Annotated in this window: 18 protein-coding genes and 1 tRNA gene; 10 read left to right on the top strand and 9 right to left on the bottom strand. The window is 47.7% G+C overall.

Features of this window, described 5'->3' with window-relative positions; all coding sequences use genetic code 11:
- Positions 1-73: 73 nt before the first annotated feature.
- Together AC5JLB_RS06205 and hisIE are read left to right on the top strand one after the other, a co-directional pair.
- Positions 74-2815, top strand: coding sequence for a CBS domain-containing protein (locus AC5JLB_RS06205; RefSeq protein WP_495872976.1), 2742 nt, complete (start codon positions 74-76; stop codon positions 2813-2815).
- Between the two features lie 49 nt (positions 2816-2864).
- A complete protein-coding gene (gene hisIE, locus AC5JLB_RS06200; RefSeq protein WP_495872975.1) occupies positions 2865-3509 on the top strand; it encodes a bifunctional phosphoribosyl-AMP cyclohydrolase/phosphoribosyl-ATP diphosphatase HisIE in 645 nt (214 codons plus the stop codon).
- 22 nt (positions 3510-3531) lie between these two features.
- Here hisIE and treS read toward each other — a convergent pair whose 3' ends face one another.
- From treS to AC5JLB_RS06185, 3 genes are all read right to left on the bottom strand, one after another.
- Positions 3532-5169 carry a maltose alpha-D-glucosyltransferase gene (gene treS / locus AC5JLB_RS06195; RefSeq protein WP_495872974.1) on the bottom strand — a complete coding sequence of 546 codons (1638 nt, stop codon included), beginning with the start codon at positions 5167-5169 and terminating at the stop codon, positions 3532-3534.
- 297 nt (positions 5170-5466) lie between these two features.
- Positions 5467-5814, bottom strand: coding sequence for a hypothetical protein (locus tag AC5JLB_RS06190; RefSeq protein ID WP_495872973.1), 348 nt, complete (start codon positions 5812-5814; stop codon positions 5467-5469).
- 109 nt (positions 5815-5923) lie between these two features.
- Positions 5924-7318 (bottom strand): SGNH/GDSL hydrolase family protein, encoded by a 1395-nt coding sequence (locus AC5JLB_RS06185; RefSeq protein WP_495872972.1) that lies wholly within the window; start codon positions 7316-7318, stop codon positions 5924-5926.
- Between the two features lie 406 nt (positions 7319-7724).
- Here AC5JLB_RS06185 and AC5JLB_RS06180 point away from each other — a divergent pair, with 406 nt between their 5' ends.
- Positions 7725-10160 carry an HAD-IC family P-type ATPase gene (locus AC5JLB_RS06180; protein ID WP_495872971.1) on the top strand — a complete coding sequence of 812 codons (2436 nt, stop codon included), beginning with the start codon at positions 7725-7727 and terminating at the stop codon, positions 10158-10160.
- Positions 10157-10744 carry a hypothetical protein gene (locus AC5JLB_RS06175; protein WP_495872970.1) on the top strand — a complete coding sequence of 196 codons (588 nt, stop codon included), beginning with the start codon at positions 10157-10159 and terminating at the stop codon, positions 10742-10744. Before AC5JLB_RS06180 ends, AC5JLB_RS06175 begins: the two co-directional genes overlap by 4 nt.
- A gap of 52 nt (positions 10745-10796) precedes the next feature.
- On the opposite strand, the gene AC5JLB_RS06170 is transcribed toward AC5JLB_RS06175, so the two are convergent.
- Together AC5JLB_RS06170 and AC5JLB_RS06165 are read right to left on the bottom strand one after the other, a co-directional pair.
- Positions 10797-11555: an SDR family NAD(P)-dependent oxidoreductase gene (locus AC5JLB_RS06170; protein ID WP_495872969.1), complete on the bottom strand. Its 759-nt coding sequence runs from the start codon at positions 11553-11555 to the stop codon at positions 10797-10799.
- Between the two features lie 118 nt (positions 11556-11673).
- Positions 11674-12750 (bottom strand): cellulase family glycosylhydrolase, encoded by a 1077-nt coding sequence (locus AC5JLB_RS06165; RefSeq protein ID WP_495872968.1) that lies wholly within the window; start codon positions 12748-12750, stop codon positions 11674-11676.
- A 659-nt stretch (positions 12751-13409) separates the two neighbouring features.
- Between AC5JLB_RS06165 and AC5JLB_RS06160 the strand changes: the two genes are divergently transcribed.
- The 3 genes from AC5JLB_RS06160 (at position 13410) to AC5JLB_RS06150 (ending at position 14837) form a co-directional block, all read left to right on the top strand.
- Positions 13410-13688 (top strand): hypothetical protein, encoded by a 279-nt coding sequence (locus AC5JLB_RS06160; RefSeq protein ID WP_495872967.1) that lies wholly within the window; start codon positions 13410-13412, stop codon positions 13686-13688.
- A 40-nt stretch (positions 13689-13728) separates the two neighbouring features.
- A complete protein-coding gene (locus AC5JLB_RS06155; protein ID WP_495872966.1) occupies positions 13729-13929 on the top strand; it encodes a hypothetical protein in 201 nt (66 codons plus the stop codon).
- Between the two features lie 401 nt (positions 13930-14330).
- Entirely contained in the window at positions 14331-14837 is a 507-nt protein-coding gene (locus tag AC5JLB_RS06150) for a hypothetical protein (RefSeq protein ID WP_495872965.1), read from the top strand.
- A 98-nt stretch (positions 14838-14935) separates the two neighbouring features.
- Here AC5JLB_RS06150 and AC5JLB_RS06145 read toward each other — a convergent pair whose 3' ends face one another.
- The 3 genes from AC5JLB_RS06145 to AC5JLB_RS06135 form a co-directional block, all read right to left on the bottom strand.
- Positions 14936-15271 carry a TMEM165/GDT1 family protein gene (locus AC5JLB_RS06145; protein ID WP_495872964.1) on the bottom strand — a complete coding sequence of 112 codons (336 nt, stop codon included), beginning with the start codon at positions 15269-15271 and terminating at the stop codon, positions 14936-14938.
- A gap of 3 nt (positions 15272-15274) precedes the next feature.
- Complete coding sequence (locus tag AC5JLB_RS06140) at positions 15275-15598, bottom strand: TMEM165/GDT1 family protein (RefSeq protein WP_495872963.1); 324 nt, start codon at positions 15596-15598, stop codon at positions 15275-15277.
- Between the two features lie 127 nt (positions 15599-15725).
- Positions 15726-16079 (bottom strand): YkgJ family cysteine cluster protein, encoded by a 354-nt coding sequence (locus AC5JLB_RS06135; protein ID WP_495872962.1) that lies wholly within the window; start codon positions 16077-16079, stop codon positions 15726-15728.
- 101 nt (positions 16080-16180) lie between these two features.
- On the opposite strand from AC5JLB_RS06135, the gene AC5JLB_RS06130 reads away from it, so the two are divergent.
- Both AC5JLB_RS06130 and AC5JLB_RS06125 read left to right on the top strand, forming a co-directional pair.
- Positions 16181-16257: transfer RNA gene (locus AC5JLB_RS06130), tRNA-Met, on the top strand.
- Positions 16258-16481: 224 nt separating this feature from the next.
- The gene (locus AC5JLB_RS06125; protein WP_495872961.1) at positions 16482-18098 is read left to right on the top strand and encodes a YcjF family protein; all 1617 of its coding nucleotides are present in this window, start codon (positions 16482-16484) and stop codon (positions 18096-18098) included.
- A 133-nt stretch (positions 18099-18231) separates the two neighbouring features.
- On the opposite strand, the gene AC5JLB_RS06120 is transcribed toward AC5JLB_RS06125, so the two are convergent.
- Positions 18232-19161, bottom strand: a complete 930-nt coding sequence (locus AC5JLB_RS06120) for a hypothetical protein (RefSeq protein ID WP_495872960.1) — start codon at positions 19159-19161, stop codon at positions 18232-18234.
- 704 nt (positions 19162-19865) lie between these two features.
- On the opposite strand from AC5JLB_RS06120, the gene AC5JLB_RS06115 reads away from it, so the two are divergent.
- Positions 19866-21095: NAD(P)H-quinone oxidoreductase subunit 4 (locus AC5JLB_RS06115; protein WP_495872959.1), on the top strand; the 1230-nt coding region annotated here is incomplete at its 3' end.

Here is a 21095-nt window from a genome sequence, read left to right as displayed (position 1 = left end):
AAACAGCAAATTAAATCCAGTTATGGCAGTTATTGAAACTGCGTTTTCACTATCACTAAGTAACTTATCAGAAATGATGGACTTGATTCTATGTCACACCACAGCAGATTTTGATACCCTAGGTGCTGCCGTTGGGGTCAGCCGCTTGCGTCCGGGATCGCGGATTGTCCTTTCAGGAGGTGCCCATCCTGCTGTGCGGGACTTTTTGGCGCTCCACCGCGATGAATATCCTTTGATCGAGCCGCGATCAGTGAATCCAGATTTAATTCGCTCGATCGCGATCGTTGATGCCCAAAGCCGCGATCGCATCGGTGCTACTGCAAAGTGGATCGATCTGCCCAACATTGACATTATTATTTACGACCATCACAAAAGCGTTGACAGTGATATTCCCGCAACAGAAGTTCATTTTGATTCGGTTGGAGCAATCACCACGCTGATTGCGGAGATCGTGCAAGCTCAGTCGATTTCACTCACACCCAGCGAAGCAACGGTGATGGCACTCGGCATTCACACCGATACTGGCTCGCTGACCTACGATCACACAACAGCTAGGGATGCAGCGGCATTAGCGTGGCTCATGACTCAAGATGCAAGTCTAAGCGCGATCGCAGAGTACGTCGATCCCGGTCTTTCTCCTCAACTGCAAGAGCTTTTGGGTCAGGCGCTAGAGCAGTTACAGTCCGAAACCATTCGCGGGCAAACGATCGCCTGGGTCGTGCTTCAGACTGAGGACTATGTGCCGGGACTCTCAAGCCTTGCCTCCCGAATTATGGAACTGACAGATATGGACGCCCTATTTTTGGCGCATCACTATTGTCGGGGGGCGGCGTGCCGAGACGGTGGAAATGTGCTGGCGGTGATTGCGCGATCGCACATTTCAGGAACGGATCTCAATGCGGTGCTTAGCCCGTTTGGGGGAGGTGGACATCCCAAAGCAGCAGCATTAACGAGTCGAGAAGAAGATCCCCAGCCGCTTCTGGATCAGATTTTGGCTCAATTTAGAGATCAGATTCCCCAACCACCGACCGCGCGAGATTTGATGTCCTCGCCGGTGAGAACCATTCGACCAGAAACGACAATTGATGAAGCTCAGCGAATTTTACTGAGGTACGGACATTCTGGCTTATCGGTTGTGGATGCTGATCGTCTAGTGGGTATGATTTCTCGTCGCGATTTAGATATTGCGTTGCATCACGGATTCTCTCATGCACCCGTTAAGGGCTATATGACGACGAATTTGAAAACGATCGCACCCGAAACCCTGCTTCCCGAGATCGAATCGTTAATGGTCACTTACGATATCGGTCGGCTTCCCGTCTTGGAGCAAGAGCAACTCGTTGGAATTGTGACTCGAACCGATGTTTTACGGCAGTTGCACGAAGCGGGAAGCCAACACTCCAAATCCTCTGACCCATCGACTGGGCGATCGCCTGGACGCTCACACACGGCGCGGCTCGATCTCGGCCGATTGACTCCACCTTTGCAGAAAATTCTGGCGATCGCATCTGAGCAAGCCCAACAGCGCGGATGGCATCTGTATCTCGTCGGTGGCGGTGTCCGCGATCTGTTACTTGCCGAGCCAGATCAGCCTGTGATGCTAAATGACATTGATCTCGTTGTCGATGGCTTTCACCAGTCTGCCGATGTCGGAGCGGGAGTCGAATTAGCGCGATCGCTGCAAGCCCTCTACCCTCAAGCGCGATTAGAGATTCACGGAAAATTTCAAACAGCAGCGCTGCTGTGGCACAACGATCCCACTCTCGATTCGCTCTGGATCGACATTGCCACCGCTCGGACGGAGTTCTATCCCTATCCCGCCGCCAACCCAGAAGTTGAGGCAAGTTCGGTTCGTCAAGACCTCTATCGTCGGGATTTCACGATCAACGCGTTGGCACTGCGGTTAACCCATCCTCGTGCGAATGAATTGCTCGATTTTTTCGGCGGCGTGTTGGATTTGCAGAAAAAGCACATTCGCGTGCTACACACCAATAGTTTTATTGAAGACCCGACCCGAATCTTTAGAGCCGTACGATTTGCCGTGCGGCTTGGATTTGAGATCGAGTCGCAAACTGAAGGATTCATTCGCTATGCGATCGCTAGTGGCATTTACACGCAATTTCAATCGGGCCAGTCCGAACGAGTCATTGCGCCTGCTCTGCAAACTCGCCTCAAAGCCGAACTGAAGCACATCTTGCAAGCGCCTTATTGGAAGCCCGCCCTCAAGAAGCTGTCAGAGCTAGGAGCGTTAAGCTGCATTCACCCCACATTAGAACTAGATGACGAATTGTGGTGGCAGTTGCGGCTGGTCGATCGCTGGCTCCGTCGTTTTGATCCGCAGCAGATGTTGATTCACTGGCAACTGCTGCTCGAAGTTCTCCTAGCGCAATTAGCCCCTGAAGAACGCGGATTTGTTGCTCAAACGCTCCAGCTTCCTCATGACAGCATCGAGCGTCTCACTAGCCTCTGCCAAGTGCAAGCGCAACTGATAGCAACGCTGCCCCAAGCAACTCGACCCAGCGAAGTGGTGAAACTGCTCAAGCCCTATGATGTCCCGATGTTGACCCTAGTAGCCGTGCGATCCGGTGGAGCTTGGCGAAGCCAATCGCCTCGGCAACGCATCTGGCAATACCTCACCTGTTGGTCGCGGGTAAAAGCGCCGTTAGATGGAAATGACCTCAAGCAACTGGGTTACAAGCAAGGTCGGCAGTTTAAAGAAATCTTGGATCACCTATTGATGGCAACCTTGGATGGGGATATCCACGATCGCGACACCGCCAAACGCTATTTAGCCGAGCATTTCCCCTTAGAATAATCAATGCAGCCGCCCGTTAGGTTTTTTGAAGTTAGATTTTTTGAATGCTATGTCTTCTGAACTCATCTCCGCGCAATCAATTCCCGTTGAAACGATCAAATATGACGATCGCGGCTTAGTACCTGCGATCGTGCAAGACTATCTCGACGGCACTGTGTTGATGATGGCCTGGATGAATCAAGACTCGCTTCAGAAAACCTTGGAAACGGGTGAAACGTGGTTTTGGAGCCGATCGCGGCAAGAATTTTGGCACAAAGGCACAACGTCTGGACATACTCAAAAGGTCAAAGCGATCCGCTATGACTGCGATAGCGATGCGCTGCTAGTCACCGTCGAACAGAGCGGCGATATTGCCTGCCATACCGGAGAACGCAGTTGTTTTCACCAAGTGAATAGCGGGGTAACACCGCCACCTGCCGATACCTTGTCACAAGTGTTTTCGATCATCTGCGATCGCAGAGATACTCCGAGCGAAGGCTCTTACACTCGCAAACTGCTCGACGGCGGCGACAACAAGATTCTCAAGAAGATTGGCGAAGAAGCGGCAGAAGTGGTGATGGCCTGTAAGGACGATGACGCAGAGGCGATCGCGGGAGAAGTCGCAGATTTGTTCTATCACACCCTCGTTGCGATCGCCTATCACCGTGTGGATCTGAGCGCCGTCTATCGCAAATTACAAGAGCGCAAGCGATAGGCGAATTGCGGGCAGGGCGTCATTACATCGGTTTCATGACAAACCAATAAAACCCATAAGGGGAAAGATTGAGCCGATAAGGATCATCCGTGATCGGGGGAAACTCGGTCTGCCCAAACATTTCAGTCAACGTGTAGTCTGTGAACAGCGACAGATCAAATGTTGCCGACTGTGCCGCCGCAGAAAGATTTGCAACGACTAAAATTCTGCTCTCCTGATCCGCGCGAATAAACGATAAAACTTTGTGATTAGAAGAGGGCAAAAACTTAAAGTCACCGCTTCCGAAGACAGCATACTGTTTGCGAAGGTCAATAACCTGCTTCATCCACGACAAGAGCGAGTATTGATTTGCACTCTGCACTTCAACGTTAGTCGTGACGTAATGATATTCTGCATCAATAATCACGGGGAAATACAGTTTTTGAGACGCCGCCCGACTAAATCCAGCATTGCGATCGCTCGTCCACTGCATTGGGGTTCTGACACCATTGCGATCGCCTAGATACACGTTGTCGCCCATGCCAATTTCATCGCCGTAGTAAATCACAGGCGTTCCGGGCAAGGAGAACAGCAGGCTATTGAGCAACTCAACTTGACGCCGATCGTTCCCCAACAACGGAGCCAAACGCCGCCGAATGCCGACATTCACCCGCATCATCGGATCTTGAGCATAGACGTTGTACATATAATCGCGATCTTCGTCCGTGACCATTTCTAGGGTCAATTCGTCGTGGTTGCGTAAAAAGATCGCCCACTGGCAGTTCTCAGGAATTGGCGGCGTGTGTTGGAGAATGTCGATAATCGGGAGACTATCTTCCATTCGCACCGACATAAACAATCGAGGCATGAGCGGAAAGTGAAAATTCATGTGGCACTCATCACCGTCACCATAATATTTCACCGCATCTTCTGCCCACTGATTCGCTTCCGCGAGCAGCATTCGGTCGGGGTATTTTGAATCGATGTGCGATCGTAGGGCTTTTAGGTAAGCGTGCGTTTCGGGCAAGTTCTCGCAGTTCGTGCCTTCTCGCTCATAAAGGTATGGCACGGCATCCAGCCGTAACCCATCGACTCCCAAATCCATCCAAAAATCTAAAATCTCAAATACCGCTTCTTGAACGTCGGGATTGTCGTAATTGAGATCAGGCTGATGATGGTAAAAGCGATGCCAATAAAATGCCTTGGCAATCCCATCCCATGACCAATTTGACGTTTCAAAATCTTGAAAGATAATTCGCGTGTCCGAGTATTTCTCAGCCGTGTCGCTCCAGACATAAAAATTCCGTTCTGAGCTACCTTCAGGGGCACGCCGCGCCCGATCAAACCAGGGATGTTGATCGGAGGTGTGATTGATAATTAGTTCAATAATGACCCGAATGCCGCGATCGTGAGCCGCTTTTAGAAACGCTTTGAAGTCGTCGAGCGTTCCATAAATCGGATTGACGCTGGTGTAATGGGCGATGTCATAGCCATCATCTCGAAGCGGTGATGGGAAAAATGGCAGCAGCCAAAGGGCAGTCACGCCCAATTCTTCTAAGTAATCAAGCTTTTGGGTTAATCCGACAAAATCGCCGATTCCGTCTCCATTGCTATCGGCAAATGCTCGAACCGATAATTCATAAATAATGGCGTTTTTGTACCACAACGGATTGGCTGTCATAAATCAAGGGGTGCGAAATTTCTTATACATTGTAGTTGCCAAGCTCTACAGGAACACGGGCAAAGAGGCTGAAAACGCGGGATGAGGGAGGAAAGAGTAAGCAGGATTTATCTCTCTTTGCATAATGTTTTTGCATAACGTTATGCAGGTACCCTTCGTCTCTGTTCAGAACCACTGATTTACAAAAACAAGCCCTGCTCATACAAAGACAGGGCTTATTCATCACTGTAATTATTGGCTGTGTTCACTCGTTTGAAGCAGCAAAACCGAGAGGATTACGCTTGACCCAACAAGCTGTTATTCTTGGCCTACGGTTTTCTTCACTGCCTTCGCTGTATTCTCGATAACCTTGTCTGCGTTTGGAGTCTCTTTCTTAAAGATTTTTAAGTCTTTCTCGTATTCTTTCTCTGCACCTTTCGGATCTTTGATTGCTTGCACAGCTTTGTCATATGCTTCTTCGCGGGAGCCATACTTCTGGCTGTCCGGGCTGATCACTTCTTGCTGTCCGCTCACATCGTCAACGGTCGGCGCTGCGATCGCGTTAGCTGAGATTGCACTCATGCCAACCCAGCTTAGCAGTCCCACGAATGCGATAACCATGCCGCGCAGTAGGCTTTGGCGCAATGATGATAGTAAACCTTTCATATAGAAATTCCTCCATGAACATAATGCGATCGCGATGCAATTACGCAAACCGCAACCGCAGCTATCTTAGGGGATCGCTTCAAGAGAATCCTTCTATCAGAAGTTATATTCACGAAGCGGGGGGCTGTGTCCCGCTGTAGGGTTTGGGTTGAAGCTGGAGTTGTTTTGAAATCGCGTCAAACAAGCGGTTTGCTAGAGCAGTGTTGGCATCGTCCGTCAGGTGAATCGCGTCTTGAAACGCATCGCCCTTAAAGCCAGCGTAAGCATTGTAGAAATTAAACGTAGTGACCTGCGGCACTTCTTTTTTGACTTGATCCAGCGATCGCTGCAACTCTGAATATCCCGCTTTCACCTGTTGCGGATACTGCGAGCCGAGTTGCTCCAAAATCTCTTTCTCGCGGGGCGTTTGGCTCGCACCCCGACTGGTAATTTCGGGCTGCATTGCCACAATCAACGGAACTTTTGAGGCACTCGTGAGCCGCGCCAGTTGACCCATATTTTGGCGATAGCGCTCTGCTCGGCGGTTGAGTTCATCTGCCTCGGTAGGCATCCGTTGCGTCAACGACGCATCTCCTTCACTGGGAGGAATGACTTGTTTGAGCGAAGTTTGAGGCTGTAGCACCCAATATTGAAAGGCTTTAACCAGAAACAGCTGCGAGAATAAATTTTTGACCTGCTGCGTTAATCCGACAAGTAAATGACGAGGAGCGCTCTCTAACAAACTTTCTGTACCCGGAATATCGCTGCCTTCTTGAGTGCTTGGCACGAGCAAATCAGCATAGCCATTGAGAACGACAATGAGATCGGGCTGATAAGGCAACACATCAAACGCCAGCTTAGACAGTTCGTTGCCAGAAATATAGCCCGGTACAGCCGCGTTAATCACGTTGTAGCGATTTTCCCGAATTTGCGGCGGGAGCGCTAGAGCTTTGTCTAACTCATCGGCAAAATAAGGCAGAACAGCCGGACGAAATTTACCAGGATTGGCTTTTTGAGCCGCCACTTGCTGGTTTAGACGAGCTTCTAGTTTTTGGGTAAACGTCGCTTCATTGCTAGAACTGAGTTGCCCAAAAGCGGTTGAGCCGCCCAAAACAAAAATTCGGACTTCGCCTTTTGGTTTATCGAGCGCGATCGCTTGATCACTCCGAAACCCTTGTTCATTAATTTTCCAGTCTTGACTTTCCTGGTTGCCCACCAACCGATAGCCCATCACCGGACTTTGCTTCACCGTCAGTTGTCCTTGGTTGGGAAGCCCGTCAAACATCTTGCCCGCGCGATCGAGATACTTTAATCGATAGGCGGTGACGTTCAGCGGTTCGCCCTGAAACGCTGATAGCTCATCTGTTTTTCCGGAAACTCCAACAATCAGCCGCACCAGCAACTCTAACCCAATCAAAGCGAGTGGAATTGAGAGCAAAACCCACTTGCGGGGTAAGGGTTTTTTCTTTTGGTACAGCGAACGGCTAGACCTATAACTATAAGTTTTACGGCTAGACCTAAACATTCAGCTTGTCCTCAAACGATCGCGGCATAAAATCAAGTCGTCTTTCTCTATCAAGAAACACCCAGCTACACTTAGAATTCTGAGATTTCGGACTTGCAATATAATGGTTTGCAAAAGAATTTAAGTTGATTGCTCAACGTTTACAAATCAGTTTCGCATCTTACTACATAAATGGTTTTCAGTGTTGCATTTCAAACATGTTTCTCAACAATCAACAAAGCAACAGCGATCACTTCTACAGAACATGGAACTCCATTCTGCGGTTGCAAGTCCTACTGTAGATCTAAAGAGCTAAATTACTGTCAATCTAAATTATTCTGTAGAGCTGCATAGAATTTGGCAATCAAATGCTTACCGTTGATCTGCACGGCATTATGCGTAATATAATCGGGCTTAAACTCTTCTCATGACACAGGTACAGGGACTTAGCGATCGCGAAGTCAACGCACAAAAGCTTGCGGGCCACACCAATCAGGTAACGTTGCCGACAAGTCGTTCCTACTGGCGCATCTTTCGTGAGAATCTATTTACCTTTGTAAATGCCGTTTTTTTTGTGATCAGCGGCGTTTTTATTGTGCTAAAACGCCCAAGCGATGCCGTTTTCGTAGCGGTTGTAATTTTTAGCGGCGTCCTTATTGGCATTGTTCAGGAAATTTGGGCAAAACGTAAGCTAGACGAGATCGCGTTGCTCTCTCGCCCTCAAGCGACGATTATTCGCAATGGTGAAGCGCTCATCTCTGACCCGAACGAAATTGTTTTAGGCGATATTCTGCGGGTGAGTCCAGGAGATCAAATTTTGGTTGATGGTCAGATTGTTTGCGACGGGCAGATCGAAGTCGATGAATCGTTGCTGACCGGCGAATCGGATCTGATTCTTAAACGACTGGGCGATCCGGTCTATTCGGGCAGTTTTTGTGCGAGTGGACGCGCTCATTATGAAGCGCAAAAAGTGGGAACCGAAACAGTGGCTTATCAGCTTGTGGTGGGCGCAAGAGAATTTCGACAAATCTATACGCCATTGCAGCAAGAAATTAATTTAATCATTCGAGTGTTGTTGCTGGTTGCATTGTTTCTTTGGCTGTTAGTCGGGATTGGATTCATTAGTCGATCGCAGCCTTTTAATGAAGTGGTGCAGCGTGCGGCGGTTATTGCTGGACTCGTCCCCGCCGGATTGCTGATTGCAATCACGTTAGCGTATGCGACGGGTGCGGTGAGAATGTTGGGCGAAAACGTTTTGATTCAACAAACGAATGCGATCGAGTCGCTTAGTAATGTCGATGTCCTGTGTTTAGACAAAACTGGAACGCTGACCACAAATCAGATTGAATTAGGCGCAATTTATCCGATCGAGCGCTCTGAATCGGAGCTGCGAACCTTGCTGGGTGATTACGCCGCGAGTACACAAGCTGGAAATCGTACCAGCGAGGCGATTTTGCTTAGCTGTTCTGGCTATGCGCGATCGCTGCGATCGGAGGTTCCATTTTCATCGGAGCGCAAATGGAGCGCCATTTCCTTTCGTGACATTCCTGGAACGTATTTTCTCGGCGCATCAGAAGTGCTGACAAAATGCTTTTCGCTCAGTCCGTCTGCGTCAGACTACATTGAACAACTGACTGAGCAACTCACGCAACAAGGCTTGCGAGTGGTGTTGTTTGCGCATAGTCCAGACTTGCTTCAAACCGAGACTCCATTTTTACCCGCCGCGCTAACGCCTTTGGCTGTATTGAGTTTTAGTGATCAGTTGCGTCCGTCTGTTCAGGAGACGCTACAAGGATTTGTCAAAGCGGGAATTACGATCAAGATTATTTCGGGAGACAATCCGCAAACGGTAGCGGCATTGGCAAAGCAAGCCGGATTTAGCGATGAAATTAGACTCATTTCAGGAATGCAACTAGCTGGGTTAGACAACGCGCAATTTACCCAAGCCGCGCGTCAGTACAATGTGTTTGGACGCATTACGCCTCAGCAAAAAGCCAAACTTGTGAGGAGTTTGCGAGATGCAGGACATTATGTCGCGATGACCGGAGATGGGGTGAATGACGTGCTTTCCCTGAAACAAGCCAATTTAGGAATTGCGATGGAAAGTGGCAGTAAAGCAACTCGGGGAATCGCTGACATTGTGCTGCTAAAAGATTCGTTTGAAGCATTGCCGCATACGTTTTTGGAAGGACAGCGCATTCGCAACGGTGTATTAGACGCGCTGAAGTTATTTATGGTGCGATTATCCTGCGTGACGCTGCTAATTTTCGCAACCGCGATCGTCGCGGATAGTTTTCCGCTCATGAATAAACACAGCGCGATTATTACGTTGATTGGCGTTGGCATCCCGACGTTATTTATTCCGGTTTGGGCGCAGCCTGGAGAAAAACCAAAACGAAGCCTGGTTCGCTCGTTGCTTCATTTTGTGTTGCCTGCAACGTTGTCTATTACATTAGTCGCCCTGACAATTTATCTGTTTTATCTTGTCAGTGCAGCGCTCGATTTGCCGCTCAACGTCACCATGACCGAACTTGACTTTACGCTGCCGCGCACGGCGTTAGTAACCATTTTGGTATTCTGCGAACTGCTTTTAATTCCATTTCTCAAACCTCCAACGACAGCGTGGGTGGGGGGTGAACCATTGAGTGGAGATTGGCGCTATACGTTTGTGACGGTGGCACTTATTTTTGTATATTTGCTGATTTTATTCGTTCCGCCCGTTCGGATTTTCTTTGAATTGTCGGCACTCGAAACTGCCGATCTCATTTTTCTAGGATTTGCTGCGATAGAGTGGTGTTTTATTGTGCGTTGGGTTTGGCGATCGCGCTTTTTTGATCGATTTTTGGGAGTGAGTTTGGAATGACGCAAATTCCTCAGTACAAAGTCACGATTTGGGAATCCACTGCTGTGTTGCTCGGCGCGATCGCGCTGCTAGGAGTTGGGACGCTGGGGCTGACGATGAAATTTATCGCCAACGGGCAACGCCCACAGCAAGCAGACGCGATCGCGAACAATATTATTAAATACAACATTCCCAATGCTCAGAGTGTCTTGGGATTAAACTTTGTGGGCGCTAGAGTTGCGCTCATTACCAACAGTGCAGAGCAACCCGATATTCAGCTACTGGCCGCCCGCATGAAAGGGGTTCAAGAAGGCGAGAAACGCAGAATTGAGCGATTTTTAGACACAATTTCTTTGGGAGATGCGGGAGACTTTAAGGTAACAAGAGAACGCATCGAGCCAAAAGAGTTTTGTGGTGAAACAGTTCTGGTGACGATCGGAGAAGGACGGGCAAAACAATCTGCTTCTACGTCTAAAATCAGCGTGACGTATCGTGCCACTGTTACCTTGAATGCCGATCGATACATTATTAGTTTGCTCACGACTGGACAAGATGCACGAGAAAAAGCCGAGAGGGTGTTTGATTCGCTTCAGTGTCAGCAGTAGAGAATAGTGTGAAGACGGAGGTGTTTGCACACTATTCATTAGATTTACATCTTTACCAAGGTAGCCGACTGCCATCCCAAGAAAAGAATTCACCGCTATCGCTTTCTTGAAATCCATCGAGAACAGTTAATAGTTGTTTGACGGTGCGATCGCAGGAAAATAATTTTTCTGGCGGTACGTTGCGCTGAAATGGACGGGATAATTCAGTATCGGTTGTGCCCGGATGCAAGGTGACGACGATCGCACGTGGACAGGTTCGCTTGTATTCGATCGCGGTGGTTCGCATCAACATATTTAAAGCTGCTTTAGAGGCGCGATAGCCATACCATCCGCCTAAGTGATTGTCACCAATGCTGCCCACCTTTGCAGAAATCGTCGCGAAGACAGAACGATCGCGATGCTTTAACAACGGCTGCACGTGTTTTGCTAATAAAACGCCGCCAACACTATTAATTTGAAAATACCGCAGTAAGTTCTCTGCATTGATCTGACGCAAGCTTTTTTCAGGCTGCATGATCGAGTCGTGCAGAATGCCAACGCAGTTGATCACGTAATGCAGCGCGGATGTTTCGGTTTGAATCTCTGCGATCGCATCCGCGATCTGGGTTTCGTCGGTAATATCCATTGGCAAACAGCGCAGGCGTGGATCTGCGATCGTTACCAGGTCTGATTTCGGATTTCGATAGGTGGCGTAGAGGCGATCGGCGCGATTTGTGCTTAAAAATTGTTTGACAAACTCTAATCCAATGCCTTGACCCGCTCCGACGATCAGTACTGATCTTAAATTCACGTCGCGAGGTGAATCGGTCATAGTCATCAGACGGTAAAAAGCGCTTTGAGTATAGCATTCAATGCTTTACGGTAGACATGGATTGGTTTGCTGAAGTTTTTTCTGAGTATGCCCGACGCGAACCACAGTATTGATTAGACTATTTGCGATCGACCATTAGTTTTTTCACCGCATTCAGCATCACAGCATTTCCTTTGTTTCTCTCAGCTAACCACCATTCAGCACCCCAGAAATACAGCTTAGAGATCCCAGCTTGCATGGCGTATGTCCAAGTTTCAGTTAAGCGTTCAGGATTCATGGATAAATATGCATCTTCAGGATGCTCAAACTGATAAGGACCATCTGGACCCCACGGTTCTGCTTGCAGTTCTGCAATCCAAAATTGTTTTCCCTGATGTTCTGCAACTGCTTTTTGATAGGCCAACCGCAATGGCGAGATAAATCCTAGCTTAAACATCTCGACATATCCGTTAAACACCGGACTTCTAAAAAAAAGTTTGTTGAATAGGGTAACGGCAATAACATCACTATCAAACTTAAGAGTTTGTCGCAGTTGTGAAGCCATCCAAGGTGTTGTGGCAAACGTTACAACAGTTGGGTGAGTTGGATCAAGCGATCGTACAAATTTAATCTCCTCGGTCATGAATGGAGCGACCTCTCGGCACGTCTGCCCTCCCCAAATCTTGCCTAAAATCTTAGCTAACGGTTCATTCTCGATTTGCCACGCTTCAAGGGCGGGATAATCTTTTAGGTGAAGTACTGTTGCTTCTATCATGTTCAATAATGATTGCTTAAATTCCTGGTCATTAAAGTTTTGAGTCCATGCGGGTGCATAGCATTCTGGATAGCGGGGAACGCGGTGTCCCACAACTAAAAGCACGTTTGCGTTGGCTTTAGCAGCTTCTTTCATCTGCCAATCGATTGCGCTCCAGTTAAAAATACCGGGTGCGGATTCGATCTGATCCCAAAACACAGGAATCCGAACATGATTGATGCCGAGATCGTTAATAATTTCTTTATATGCAGCTTTCCAATCTAAATTCAACGCTTCAGCATTCATCTGAATAAATGTTGCACCGATTTCGACCCTGTTTGCCGGACCAGGATTTTGAACGGTGTATTGCAATAGAAAATCTTTAGAGAAGATCAGCAGCAGTGTCAATCCAAACGGTAACAATACTTTGATTAAGGTTTTCTTCAATGATTCACGTTTCATGCTTGTAGATGGATTTACAGGCGTGTCAACTTTGCCGACCTCAAAAGTTAGAATTTAAGGCTAAAGTCTATGGTTCGGTGCTACATCAAGCGGGCTAAGGGTCTACCTCATGCGAATATAGCTCTAAGTGTAGTTTGGCATCAATCAATAGACCCAACGGATGGATGCGCAACCCATCTTGCGGAACGAGAACCGTAAATAGCGGTTTCAGTTGTGAGATGCATAAAATTTAAGATCGATTCTGCTTTGTGCAACAAATTTGCTGCTCTAGTGTACTGATTAAACGATTGAAAACTTGCGATCGCGTCATTAAATTGCGCGATCTACTCAATCATGAGTGGAGATCCACGATTGAAATTGCAAAACTACCGCAGTAGATCCCGCAACTCACGACTTTGATTACTGTATTAAATAGGTAGGCGAGATTAAGACGGACCTACAACAGTGCCCAATTATCCGCCCTGCTGGAGCAAGAGCGCGTCATCAAGCTGAGTCCTGACCGAATCCGCCGGATTCTACAAAAAAGGGGTGCCAATGGAAGCGCACCCGTCATACTCAACCACAAAGTCCAGACCCAGAGCAGCAGCAGCGCAAACAGTCCGACCTCGCCACGCTAGAACTCGCCGCCCAGGAGGGGCACATTGACCTGAAGTACCTGGATGAAGCGGGATTCTGTTTGTACAGTCCGGTCAGCTACAGCGACAGTCGGGTCGCAGAAACAGTTGGAACAAGTGCCGACGAGAGGCAACCGCATCAGCATTCTGGGACTCTGGCAACCCGACAAAACCGTTGAGGATGCCCTCGCTCAAGGCGGATTTGCTGGCGAAAGTTACATCAAAGTGATGGACTGGATCGCTGAAAAAACCGCCCTGACCCTGAAAGAAACTGGGCGCTTGACGGTCGTCGTGCAGGATAACTGTTCGATTTCACAAGTGTGACCTCGTCCGAGAGCACTGGCAACGTTGGCAAGACCAGGGAGTGCTGCTCTTTTTCTTGCCGCCGTACAGTGCCAAGATGAATCGGATTGAAGACCAGTGGCATCAACTCAAAGCCCATGAGATTGCAGGGCAGATGTTTGAAGATGAGTATGATTTAGCCATGGCGGTAATCAGAGGAATGGAAGCACGGAGTCAACCGGGAGGATACTTACTTGAGCGTTTTCGGTTTAAATCCGCCTAGCTACTTACCAGGTCGGTAATGCTAATTTAGTAGACAAGACACAGAGATATATTTCTCCTCGATCTCTGCTCTAGCTCTTGGGTCTGTGTTTCCTACCCAAAGCCTCTACAACCTCAGATTACATTCGTTTAGTGCGTTGCTGGAATCTCAAGTTGTATTGCTACGAAAAGGAGGCAAGTGAACCGTTTCTCACATTTTCTTTCATATCGTAGGTTGTAGTGAATATTCACCTTATCGTACGCATATTTAACGAAATGGGTTTGGTCTTCTTAAGGCTAAACCCATTTCGTTTAAGAAGAAATGATAGAAAGCATTTTGATAAGTTTCTTGTGCTTTGTATTCAACTAAAAACCAGTTTTGTTAAGCTCAAGTCAGAACATTAGAAATGTAAGGTTCATCCAATGGCTGTGGTTTCACAGGTCGCTTCAAAACCCGTCATCTGGTACAAGGTTCTCATCTTTACCTTGGGCTTTTGGATCAGTAGTAGTTTGTTTTTAGACATGGTAATTATGCCTAGCCTCTATCAAGCTGGGATGTTATCACAACCTGACTTTGTGACTGCTGGCTATAGTCTTTTTGGAATCTTTAATCGCCTAGAACTGCTATGCGCGGCTCTTGTTTTAACCAGCGTTTTTGTGCAGTATCATTTAGGAATTCTTCGCAAATCAAGTTACGTGATGTTGTCGCTGCTGTTGCTAATTGCTAGCTTCACCTGCACGTATTTTCTCACTCCTCACATGAGCGCTTTAGGATTACAACTCAATTTATTTGAGCCAGCAAGTATTTCAACCGGCATGAATGAGCTTCATGTGAGCTACTGGCTAATCGAGGTTTTCAAATTGTCTGTGGGAGGAATGCTGTTGCTGTGGAACGTAAATCAGCTTTCCGAACCTACTTTTTCTGATTAAGCAGCTATTTGGATGCGGTGAACTCTAGTAAGCCTCCGGTTACTCCGGGGGCTTTTACTTTGCTTCTTTTACTTTGTCTTAGAGTCCAGCTTGCGTTTTCAAAGGGATTTTGTGAGATTAGAGCAAGTTGTTTGAGTCTGCGAAGGTTCCGATTCTTCAGCAGACGGGAAGCAGAGTAGACGAATTGCCATCCCTGCAAATCCGATCGCTGCGATAATCTTCGTCCAGCGCGTCGGTAAAAGCTGAGCGGTTCCTTCCCCAACCAAAACCCCGATCGCACTTGCCAAGATCAGGGCTGCGATCGTGCCCAAAAAGATTGCTTTAGGAGAATTTTTAGAGTTGCTGCTGAGCGCGATCGCAGCAAGCTGGCTTTTGTCTCCTAACTCGGCTAAAAAGACGGTGGCAAAGCTGATTCCCATTAATCGCCAATCCATGCCCTACATCCTCACAATATCAATTACTAACAGAATTGAGATTACCAGTAGCAAGCAGCCTGTCGCTTTCTCAAGAGTTTTTGGAGAAAGGTTTTGACATAACCAGCGCCCAATGATCACTCCAATTAGACTCGTCGCCACTAGAGCAGATGCGGCTCCCGCAAACACAATCCAAGGCGCGTGAGATTGAGCGCTCATTAGCAAGGTGGCAACTTGAGTTTTGTCACCCAATTCGGCTAAGAAAATAGTGGCGAATGTTGAACCAAATACGCTCAGGAAATGACCTTTGGTAGATAGCGCTGGGGTTTCTAGAGGCTGCTCGCTCATGATCCGCAAAGAAGGCTCAACCTCTATGTTTGATGTATCAGATGTAGGTAGGGGAGTTACTGTCATGCGAAAGACTTTTCATTTTCTTTTCATTATCTAGGAATTTACTTGCATTGGCAAGATTTCTCTACCCCACTCCGACTTCTCGCTCGAATCTTAGGAGTTCTAAGCTGCGATCGCCATAAACCCCTTCAATCTGCTCGTGACAACAGGCGATAGCAAACTCATCTAATTGATCTGGCTCAATGTCGTACATGTCCTGAAATGTCTCTGGCGTCACGCGGCAAAAGCGCGGACGGTCTTCGTAAATGCGACATTCGCGGTTAAACGGGTCATAATTCACGCACCAGCCATTCTCGCCTACCATGCTGAGGTAAAGCGCCAGTTCATCGGGCGTCAGATAGTCTTCCAGATCGGGGCGATCGCGCGGATCGAGGTTACAACATGCCCCGCACTGCTTCATACAATGCCAAGTCGCCATAGCTCTAAGTAGCTCTAATTAAGTTAAAAAGCCTCTCCATCTTCACCTTCTAAAGAAAAGATTGCAACTTTTGAACTTTGTGGTTATACTAGATGAGGCGACGCGGGGTAGAGCAGTCTGGTAGCTCGTCGGGCTCATAACCCGAAGGTCCATGGTTCAAATCCATGCCCCGCCACCAAGTTAAGTTAAAAAGCGCTCTGGTTCTAGATGTTCCAGAGCGCTTTTTTAATCACTTACGAATTCACTCATAAAAACTTTTACTCGCAGACACTCAGGGATGCAGCGCTGAGGCAATTTTTGTAGAGAGTAAATAAACGATTTCGCACATACAGAAGTTAGGCTGCACGAATCGTGAGACTTTGATTTATCCTGGGAGTCAGTAGTCAGCGAAGTGTATTGCAAATGGCTGTTCAGTGGCGTCGTCCGCTTATTTATGGCGGTGTGGGGGTAACACTGCTTGCTCTAGGATTTGATGGGTTAAATCAACTGTTGGGAGACTGGCTGCCTGCGATCGTACTGGGCAGTGGCATCGCTTGGGCGGTGATGAAATTCCAAAAAATCGAACCGCTTCAGCCTAAAGCGGCCCCTGTTACTTTAACCACGGTCAAGACGGCGCTTACCGAAGCGGAGAGCGTGATCAATCAGCTGGCGTTTGAAGTGACGGATCTAAGCAGTGACGGCAGTGCTCAGCAGTTATCGGACTTGCGATCGCAGATCAATCAGGTCACAAAAGAACTTCAGCGTGACGACATTCGCCTTGTTGCCATCGGTGGAAAATCGGTTGGTAAAACAACATTAGCTGGGCTGCTAGAAAGAAATTGGGCATCGCAGGTTTCGCACAAGCTGACGGTGAATGACACACCCGAATTATTTGCAGCGACGGAAGGCGGCATCATCGCAGAGCGGGATGCGTGGCAGCTAACGAGATCATCGGATCTTGTGCTGTTTGTCACCAATGGAGATCTGACGGCAACCGAACTTCAGGCCATTGAGCGGATTACAAAGGCTCAAAAGCGGCTGATTCTTCTATTCAACAAACAGGATCAGTACCGTCCTGAAGATCAGCAAGCTATTTTGACGCAGCTTCGACAACGGGTGCAAAAGTTGCTCCCCCCGCAAGATGTCCTTGCGATCGCAACTAACCCAACCCAGGTGAAAGTCCGCCAGCTGCTCGCGGATGGGATGACGAGAGAATGGCTGGAAAAACCCAATCCGCAGATTTCACCTTTAATTGAGCGGCTGAATCAGATTTTGATGCAGGAAGGGCAGCAGCTTATTCTTGCCAGTTCACTGAGCAACTTGAAAGAAGTTAAGTCTGAAGCGAAGACGGCTCTCAACCAAGTGTGGCGCGATCGTGCGATGCCGATCGTCGAGCAAGCCCAGTGGGTTGTGGCGGGAACGGCGTTTACAAATCCATTTCCAGCGCTAGATCTATTGGCAACGGCAGCGATTAACGCGCAGATGGTAATGGATTTGAGCAAGTTGTATCAGCGTAAGTTTTCCCTCGATCAAGCCAAGACGATTGCAGCGACGATCGCAGGGTTGATGCTGAAACTAGGATTGGTAGAAGTCTCGACGCAAGCGATCGCAGGGATTCTTAAAACCAATGCAGTTACCTTTATTGCGGGTGGTTTAATTCAAGGAGTCAGTGGCGCTTACTTAACCCGATTAGCAGGCTTAACCTTAATCGAATATTTTGAGGGTGAAGCGTCCAGCGAAATTAAGCGAGACCGACTCCAGCAAATCTTGCAGACCATTTTTGAGCAAAACCGACGATTGCCGTTTATGCAGATGTTTGTGAAGCAGGCACTAGATAAGCTGAGACCGACTTCACTCCCTGCGAAAGCAGTGATCATTACGCCTCCTGATGGCTTACCTGCACCCGCAGAAGCTCCCCTCCAGATCGGAGCTAAGTTAGACGAGCAACCGTTAGCGCTGGAAGAACTCGTGATAGAAGAAAAGCTAGCGATTAGCTCCGTTAAGATTCCAGAAATTGCGAGCCAAGAAATGGTTCTGTAAGACAAAGCGATCTCATCTAAAACTTGACTTTTGCTTTCGGGTCTGAGGAGCTAACGTTCCTGGTCAGCGGTGCCAAAACCTTGGCTATGCTAAAAGCGGATTGATACAAGCCGCTGCACCAGGGTTGTTAGCCTTACGGTGCTGATGCGTACTCCTCATCTAACTCCTTAGCAATTTCTTGTATTGATTTTAATTGAGCCGAGAGAAATGAAGCATAAATGTATGCATCTTTCTCATTTATAGAATCATTGCCCTTGAAATACGATTCCAGACGCTTTAAAGGGTAATCAATCAGTTCATAGTGATAATCTATTGACTCGTATACTCCCCATTCATCACGAATGGATAATTCATCTTTAAAGCTCTCAACACATTTAGCAATAATGGTTAAGTTAGGAGTTCCGAGAAAAAAGCTATCTCTGCTATATGTAGCTTCATAAATTTTACTAAAGTGATAACTAATTGTGGGCGGAAAGATATCTACTAATTTTTTGTCATTATGCATTGCTCGGTGTTCCATTTCTTGTTTTTCTAGCTCGGCAATAACTTTTGATAAAATTTCACCTAAATATACTTGCTGTTTTTCAATCAAAGATGGAATTGCTACATGACGCATTTCATACTCTTTATCACCCGAGTACACAGTCATTAATTCAAAACCTGTAGGCGATATTGACATCCTTGTAATAAAGCTAGATTTTGATAAACCATTTTCTCTCTGATAACTGGGATGACCCGCAGCATTATTTCTGATTACTCGTATTTCCTCTAAATCCTTTGAGAGCTTTACCTTGATATTCAAGGCATCTCCGATATGCTTTGCGGCATCTTGTTGTAACAAAAGTGTTTGCAAAATCCCATAAACAATCAAATAGCTTACCCCCTGTTCTTTCATACTGAAAAGCTGCGGGTATGCATCTATCGCTATTTGTGTATCTCCAATCAAATCTAGAGAGCTACATAATTTATTCCATGTAGCAGAGTCTCTGAGTGAATTAGATTGCCTTCTGCCGCTATTAATAAAATCTCTTATTCGATCTTCCAAGTCATGAATCTTTGTCATAAAAGATTACTGGCTAACGGCTCAAATCAGCGGCAGCATGGACCCTAGACAACCTCACTAGAATTTCTCAATCGTCCGCTGCATTTGAATTGTTAGGTGGAACTTCAGAGATTGGAAAATAGCTTTGCAAATAATCTAGCATCATTCGTTTCTGCGACTAGACGTTGCTGAAAACCTCCTTCTTGACTCAGCGATAACCATAGCAAGGTTCCAATAGCATTGACTAATAGGATTGTTGGGTAATAGCACTAAAAAGCCTCGAAACCCGCTTCAGACAAACAATTTAGTGATTTCTTCTAAAAACGCCTAAAGCCCATTACGTGTAAGCGTTTCAGCGTTTTTTCTCGCTATTACCCAACAGGTCTAATGTAAACGCGATCGACTCAAAGCTGCGAATGACACCCACAGCAACTTCTGACCGTTCGTGGTTTAGGAACAAAACTCAAATCACGCCCGGCGATTAAAATTGCGTCTACACGTGTGAAACCCGCCTGCATGGATTGAATCGCTCCCTTTCTCGGGTAGGGAAGGGGTATATCCGCTGCGGCAAGCGAGCCACAAGAAAGAGGGGATTGGGCAATTTTCACACTAGATACATAATGCTAAGTCCATGGCAAATCAGCAAAGGAGTGATAGATGATGAGTCTCACAGTTGCGTAAGATGTTCTTAACTCAACGGATAGGCATTTATTCTTATTCTTATCATGATGGAACAGTTCCCCTGGCTGACCGTGATCGTGCTACTGCCGTTGATGGCCGCTTTGTTCATTCCTTTGATCCCTGATAAAAGCGGCAAGACTGTCCGCTGGTATGCTTTGGGGGTTGGCCTGGCTGATTTTGTACTGATGTACTATACCTTTTGGCAGCATTACGACGCGAGCCAGGCGACATTTCAACTGGCGGAAAAGGTGATCTGGTTACCGCAGTTGGGCTTGAGTTGGGCACTGTCGGTGGACGGTATTTCGGCTCCGCTGGTGCTGTTAGCAGGCTTTGTGACGACGCTGTCAATGTTTGCCGCCTGGCAGGTGGATCGGCGATCGCGCCTGTTCTACGCACTGATGTTAATTCTGTATGCCGCCCAGGTCGGGGTGTTTGTGGCTCAAGACCTGATGCTATTTTTCATCATGTGGGAAGTGGAGCTGGTGCCGGTCTATCTGCTGGTGTGCATTTGGGGCGGGCAAAATCGGGGCTATGCAGCGACAAAATTCTTGATGTATACGGCTCTGGCTTCGATTTTCATTTTGGTGGCAGCCCTGGGGATGGGATTCTATGGTGATACGCTCACCTTTGATATTGCTGAATTAGGGTTAAAGCAGTTTCCCTTGGGGCTAGAATTGTTTTTGTATGCTGGTCTGCTGGTGGCCTTTGGGGTCAAATTGGCAATTTTTCCCTTTCATACTTGGCTGGCGGACACCCACGGCGAAGCGTCTTCTCCAGTGTCGATGATTTTGGCAGGGGTGTTACTGAAAATGGGGGGGTATGGGCTGATCCGGTTGAACTTGGAACTGTTGCCGCATGCCCATGTGTATTTTGCGCCGGTGTTGGCGATTTTAGGGGTGGTCAACATCGTCTATGGGGCGCTGAACTCCTTTGCACAGACCAATATGAAGCGGCGGTTGGCCTATTCCTCAGTTTCTCACATGGGGTTTGTGCTGCTGGGGATTGCTTCCTATAGTGACTTAGGTGTGAGTGGGGCGATGCTGCAAATGCTGTCTCACGGGCTGATTGCGTCGGTGTTATTTTTCTTGGCAGGCGTTACCTACGATCGCACCCGCACGATGATGATGAATCAGTTGGGTGGGTTGGGGCAGGCGATGCCCACGGTGTTTGCCCTGTTCACCATGGGGGCAATGGCATCCTTAGCTTTGCCCGGGATGAGTGGGTTTGTCGGAGAGCTGGAGGTCTTTGTCGGCTTGGCCACAACGGACATCTAT

It is taken from the genome of Myxacorys chilensis, from assembly GCF_059505265.1.
This window is presented reverse-complemented; position numbering and strand designations above follow the sequence as displayed.

Bases quoted from the DNA above. Each gene is read 5' to 3' on its own strand.
- AC5JLB_RS06125 (WP_495872961.1), top strand. From the start codon at position 16,482: ATGGCTGTTCAGTGGCGTCGTCCGCTTATTTATGGCGGTGTGGGGGTA.
- AC5JLB_RS06135 (WP_495872962.1), bottom strand. From the start codon at position 16,079: ATGGCGACTTGGCATTGTATGAAGCAGTGCGGGGCATGTTGTAACCTC.
- AC5JLB_RS06205 (WP_495872976.1), top strand. From the start codon at position 74: ATGATGGACTTGATTCTATGTCACACCACAGCAGATTTTGATACCCTA.
- AC5JLB_RS06160 (WP_495872967.1), top strand. From the start codon at position 13,410: ATGAAGCGGGATTCTGTTTGTACAGTCCGGTCAGCTACAGCGACAGTC.
- AC5JLB_RS06150 (WP_495872965.1), top strand. From the start codon at position 14,331: ATGGCTGTGGTTTCACAGGTCGCTTCAAAACCCGTCATCTGGTACAAG.
- AC5JLB_RS06185 (WP_495872972.1), bottom strand. From the start codon at position 7,318: ATGTTTAGGTCTAGCCGTAAAACTTATAGTTATAGGTCTAGCCGTTCG.
- AC5JLB_RS06120 (WP_495872960.1), bottom strand. From the start codon at position 19,161: ATGACAAAGATTCATGACTTGGAAGATCGAATAAGAGATTTTATTAAT.
- AC5JLB_RS06180 (WP_495872971.1), top strand. From the start codon at position 7,725: ATGACACAGGTACAGGGACTTAGCGATCGCGAAGTCAACGCACAAAAG.
- AC5JLB_RS06175 (WP_495872970.1), top strand. From the start codon at position 10,157: ATGACGCAAATTCCTCAGTACAAAGTCACGATTTGGGAATCCACTGCT.
- AC5JLB_RS06140 (WP_495872963.1), bottom strand. From the start codon at position 15,598: ATGAGCGAGCAGCCTCTAGAAACCCCAGCGCTATCTACCAAAGGTCAT.
- hisIE (WP_495872975.1), top strand. From the start codon at position 2,865: ATGTCTTCTGAACTCATCTCCGCGCAATCAATTCCCGTTGAAACGATC.
- AC5JLB_RS06190 (WP_495872973.1), bottom strand. From the start codon at position 5,814: ATGAAAGGTTTACTATCATCATTGCGCCAAAGCCTACTGCGCGGCATG.
- AC5JLB_RS06170 (WP_495872969.1), bottom strand. From the start codon at position 11,555: ATGACCGATTCACCTCGCGACGTGAATTTAAGATCAGTACTGATCGTC.
- treS (WP_495872974.1), bottom strand. From the start codon at position 5,169: ATGACAGCCAATCCGTTGTGGTACAAAAACGCCATTATTTATGAATTA.
- AC5JLB_RS06165 (WP_495872968.1), bottom strand. From the start codon at position 12,750: ATGAAACGTGAATCATTGAAGAAAACCTTAATCAAAGTATTGTTACCG.
- AC5JLB_RS06145 (WP_495872964.1), bottom strand. From the start codon at position 15,271: ATGGATTGGCGATTAATGGGAATCAGCTTTGCCACCGTCTTTTTAGCC.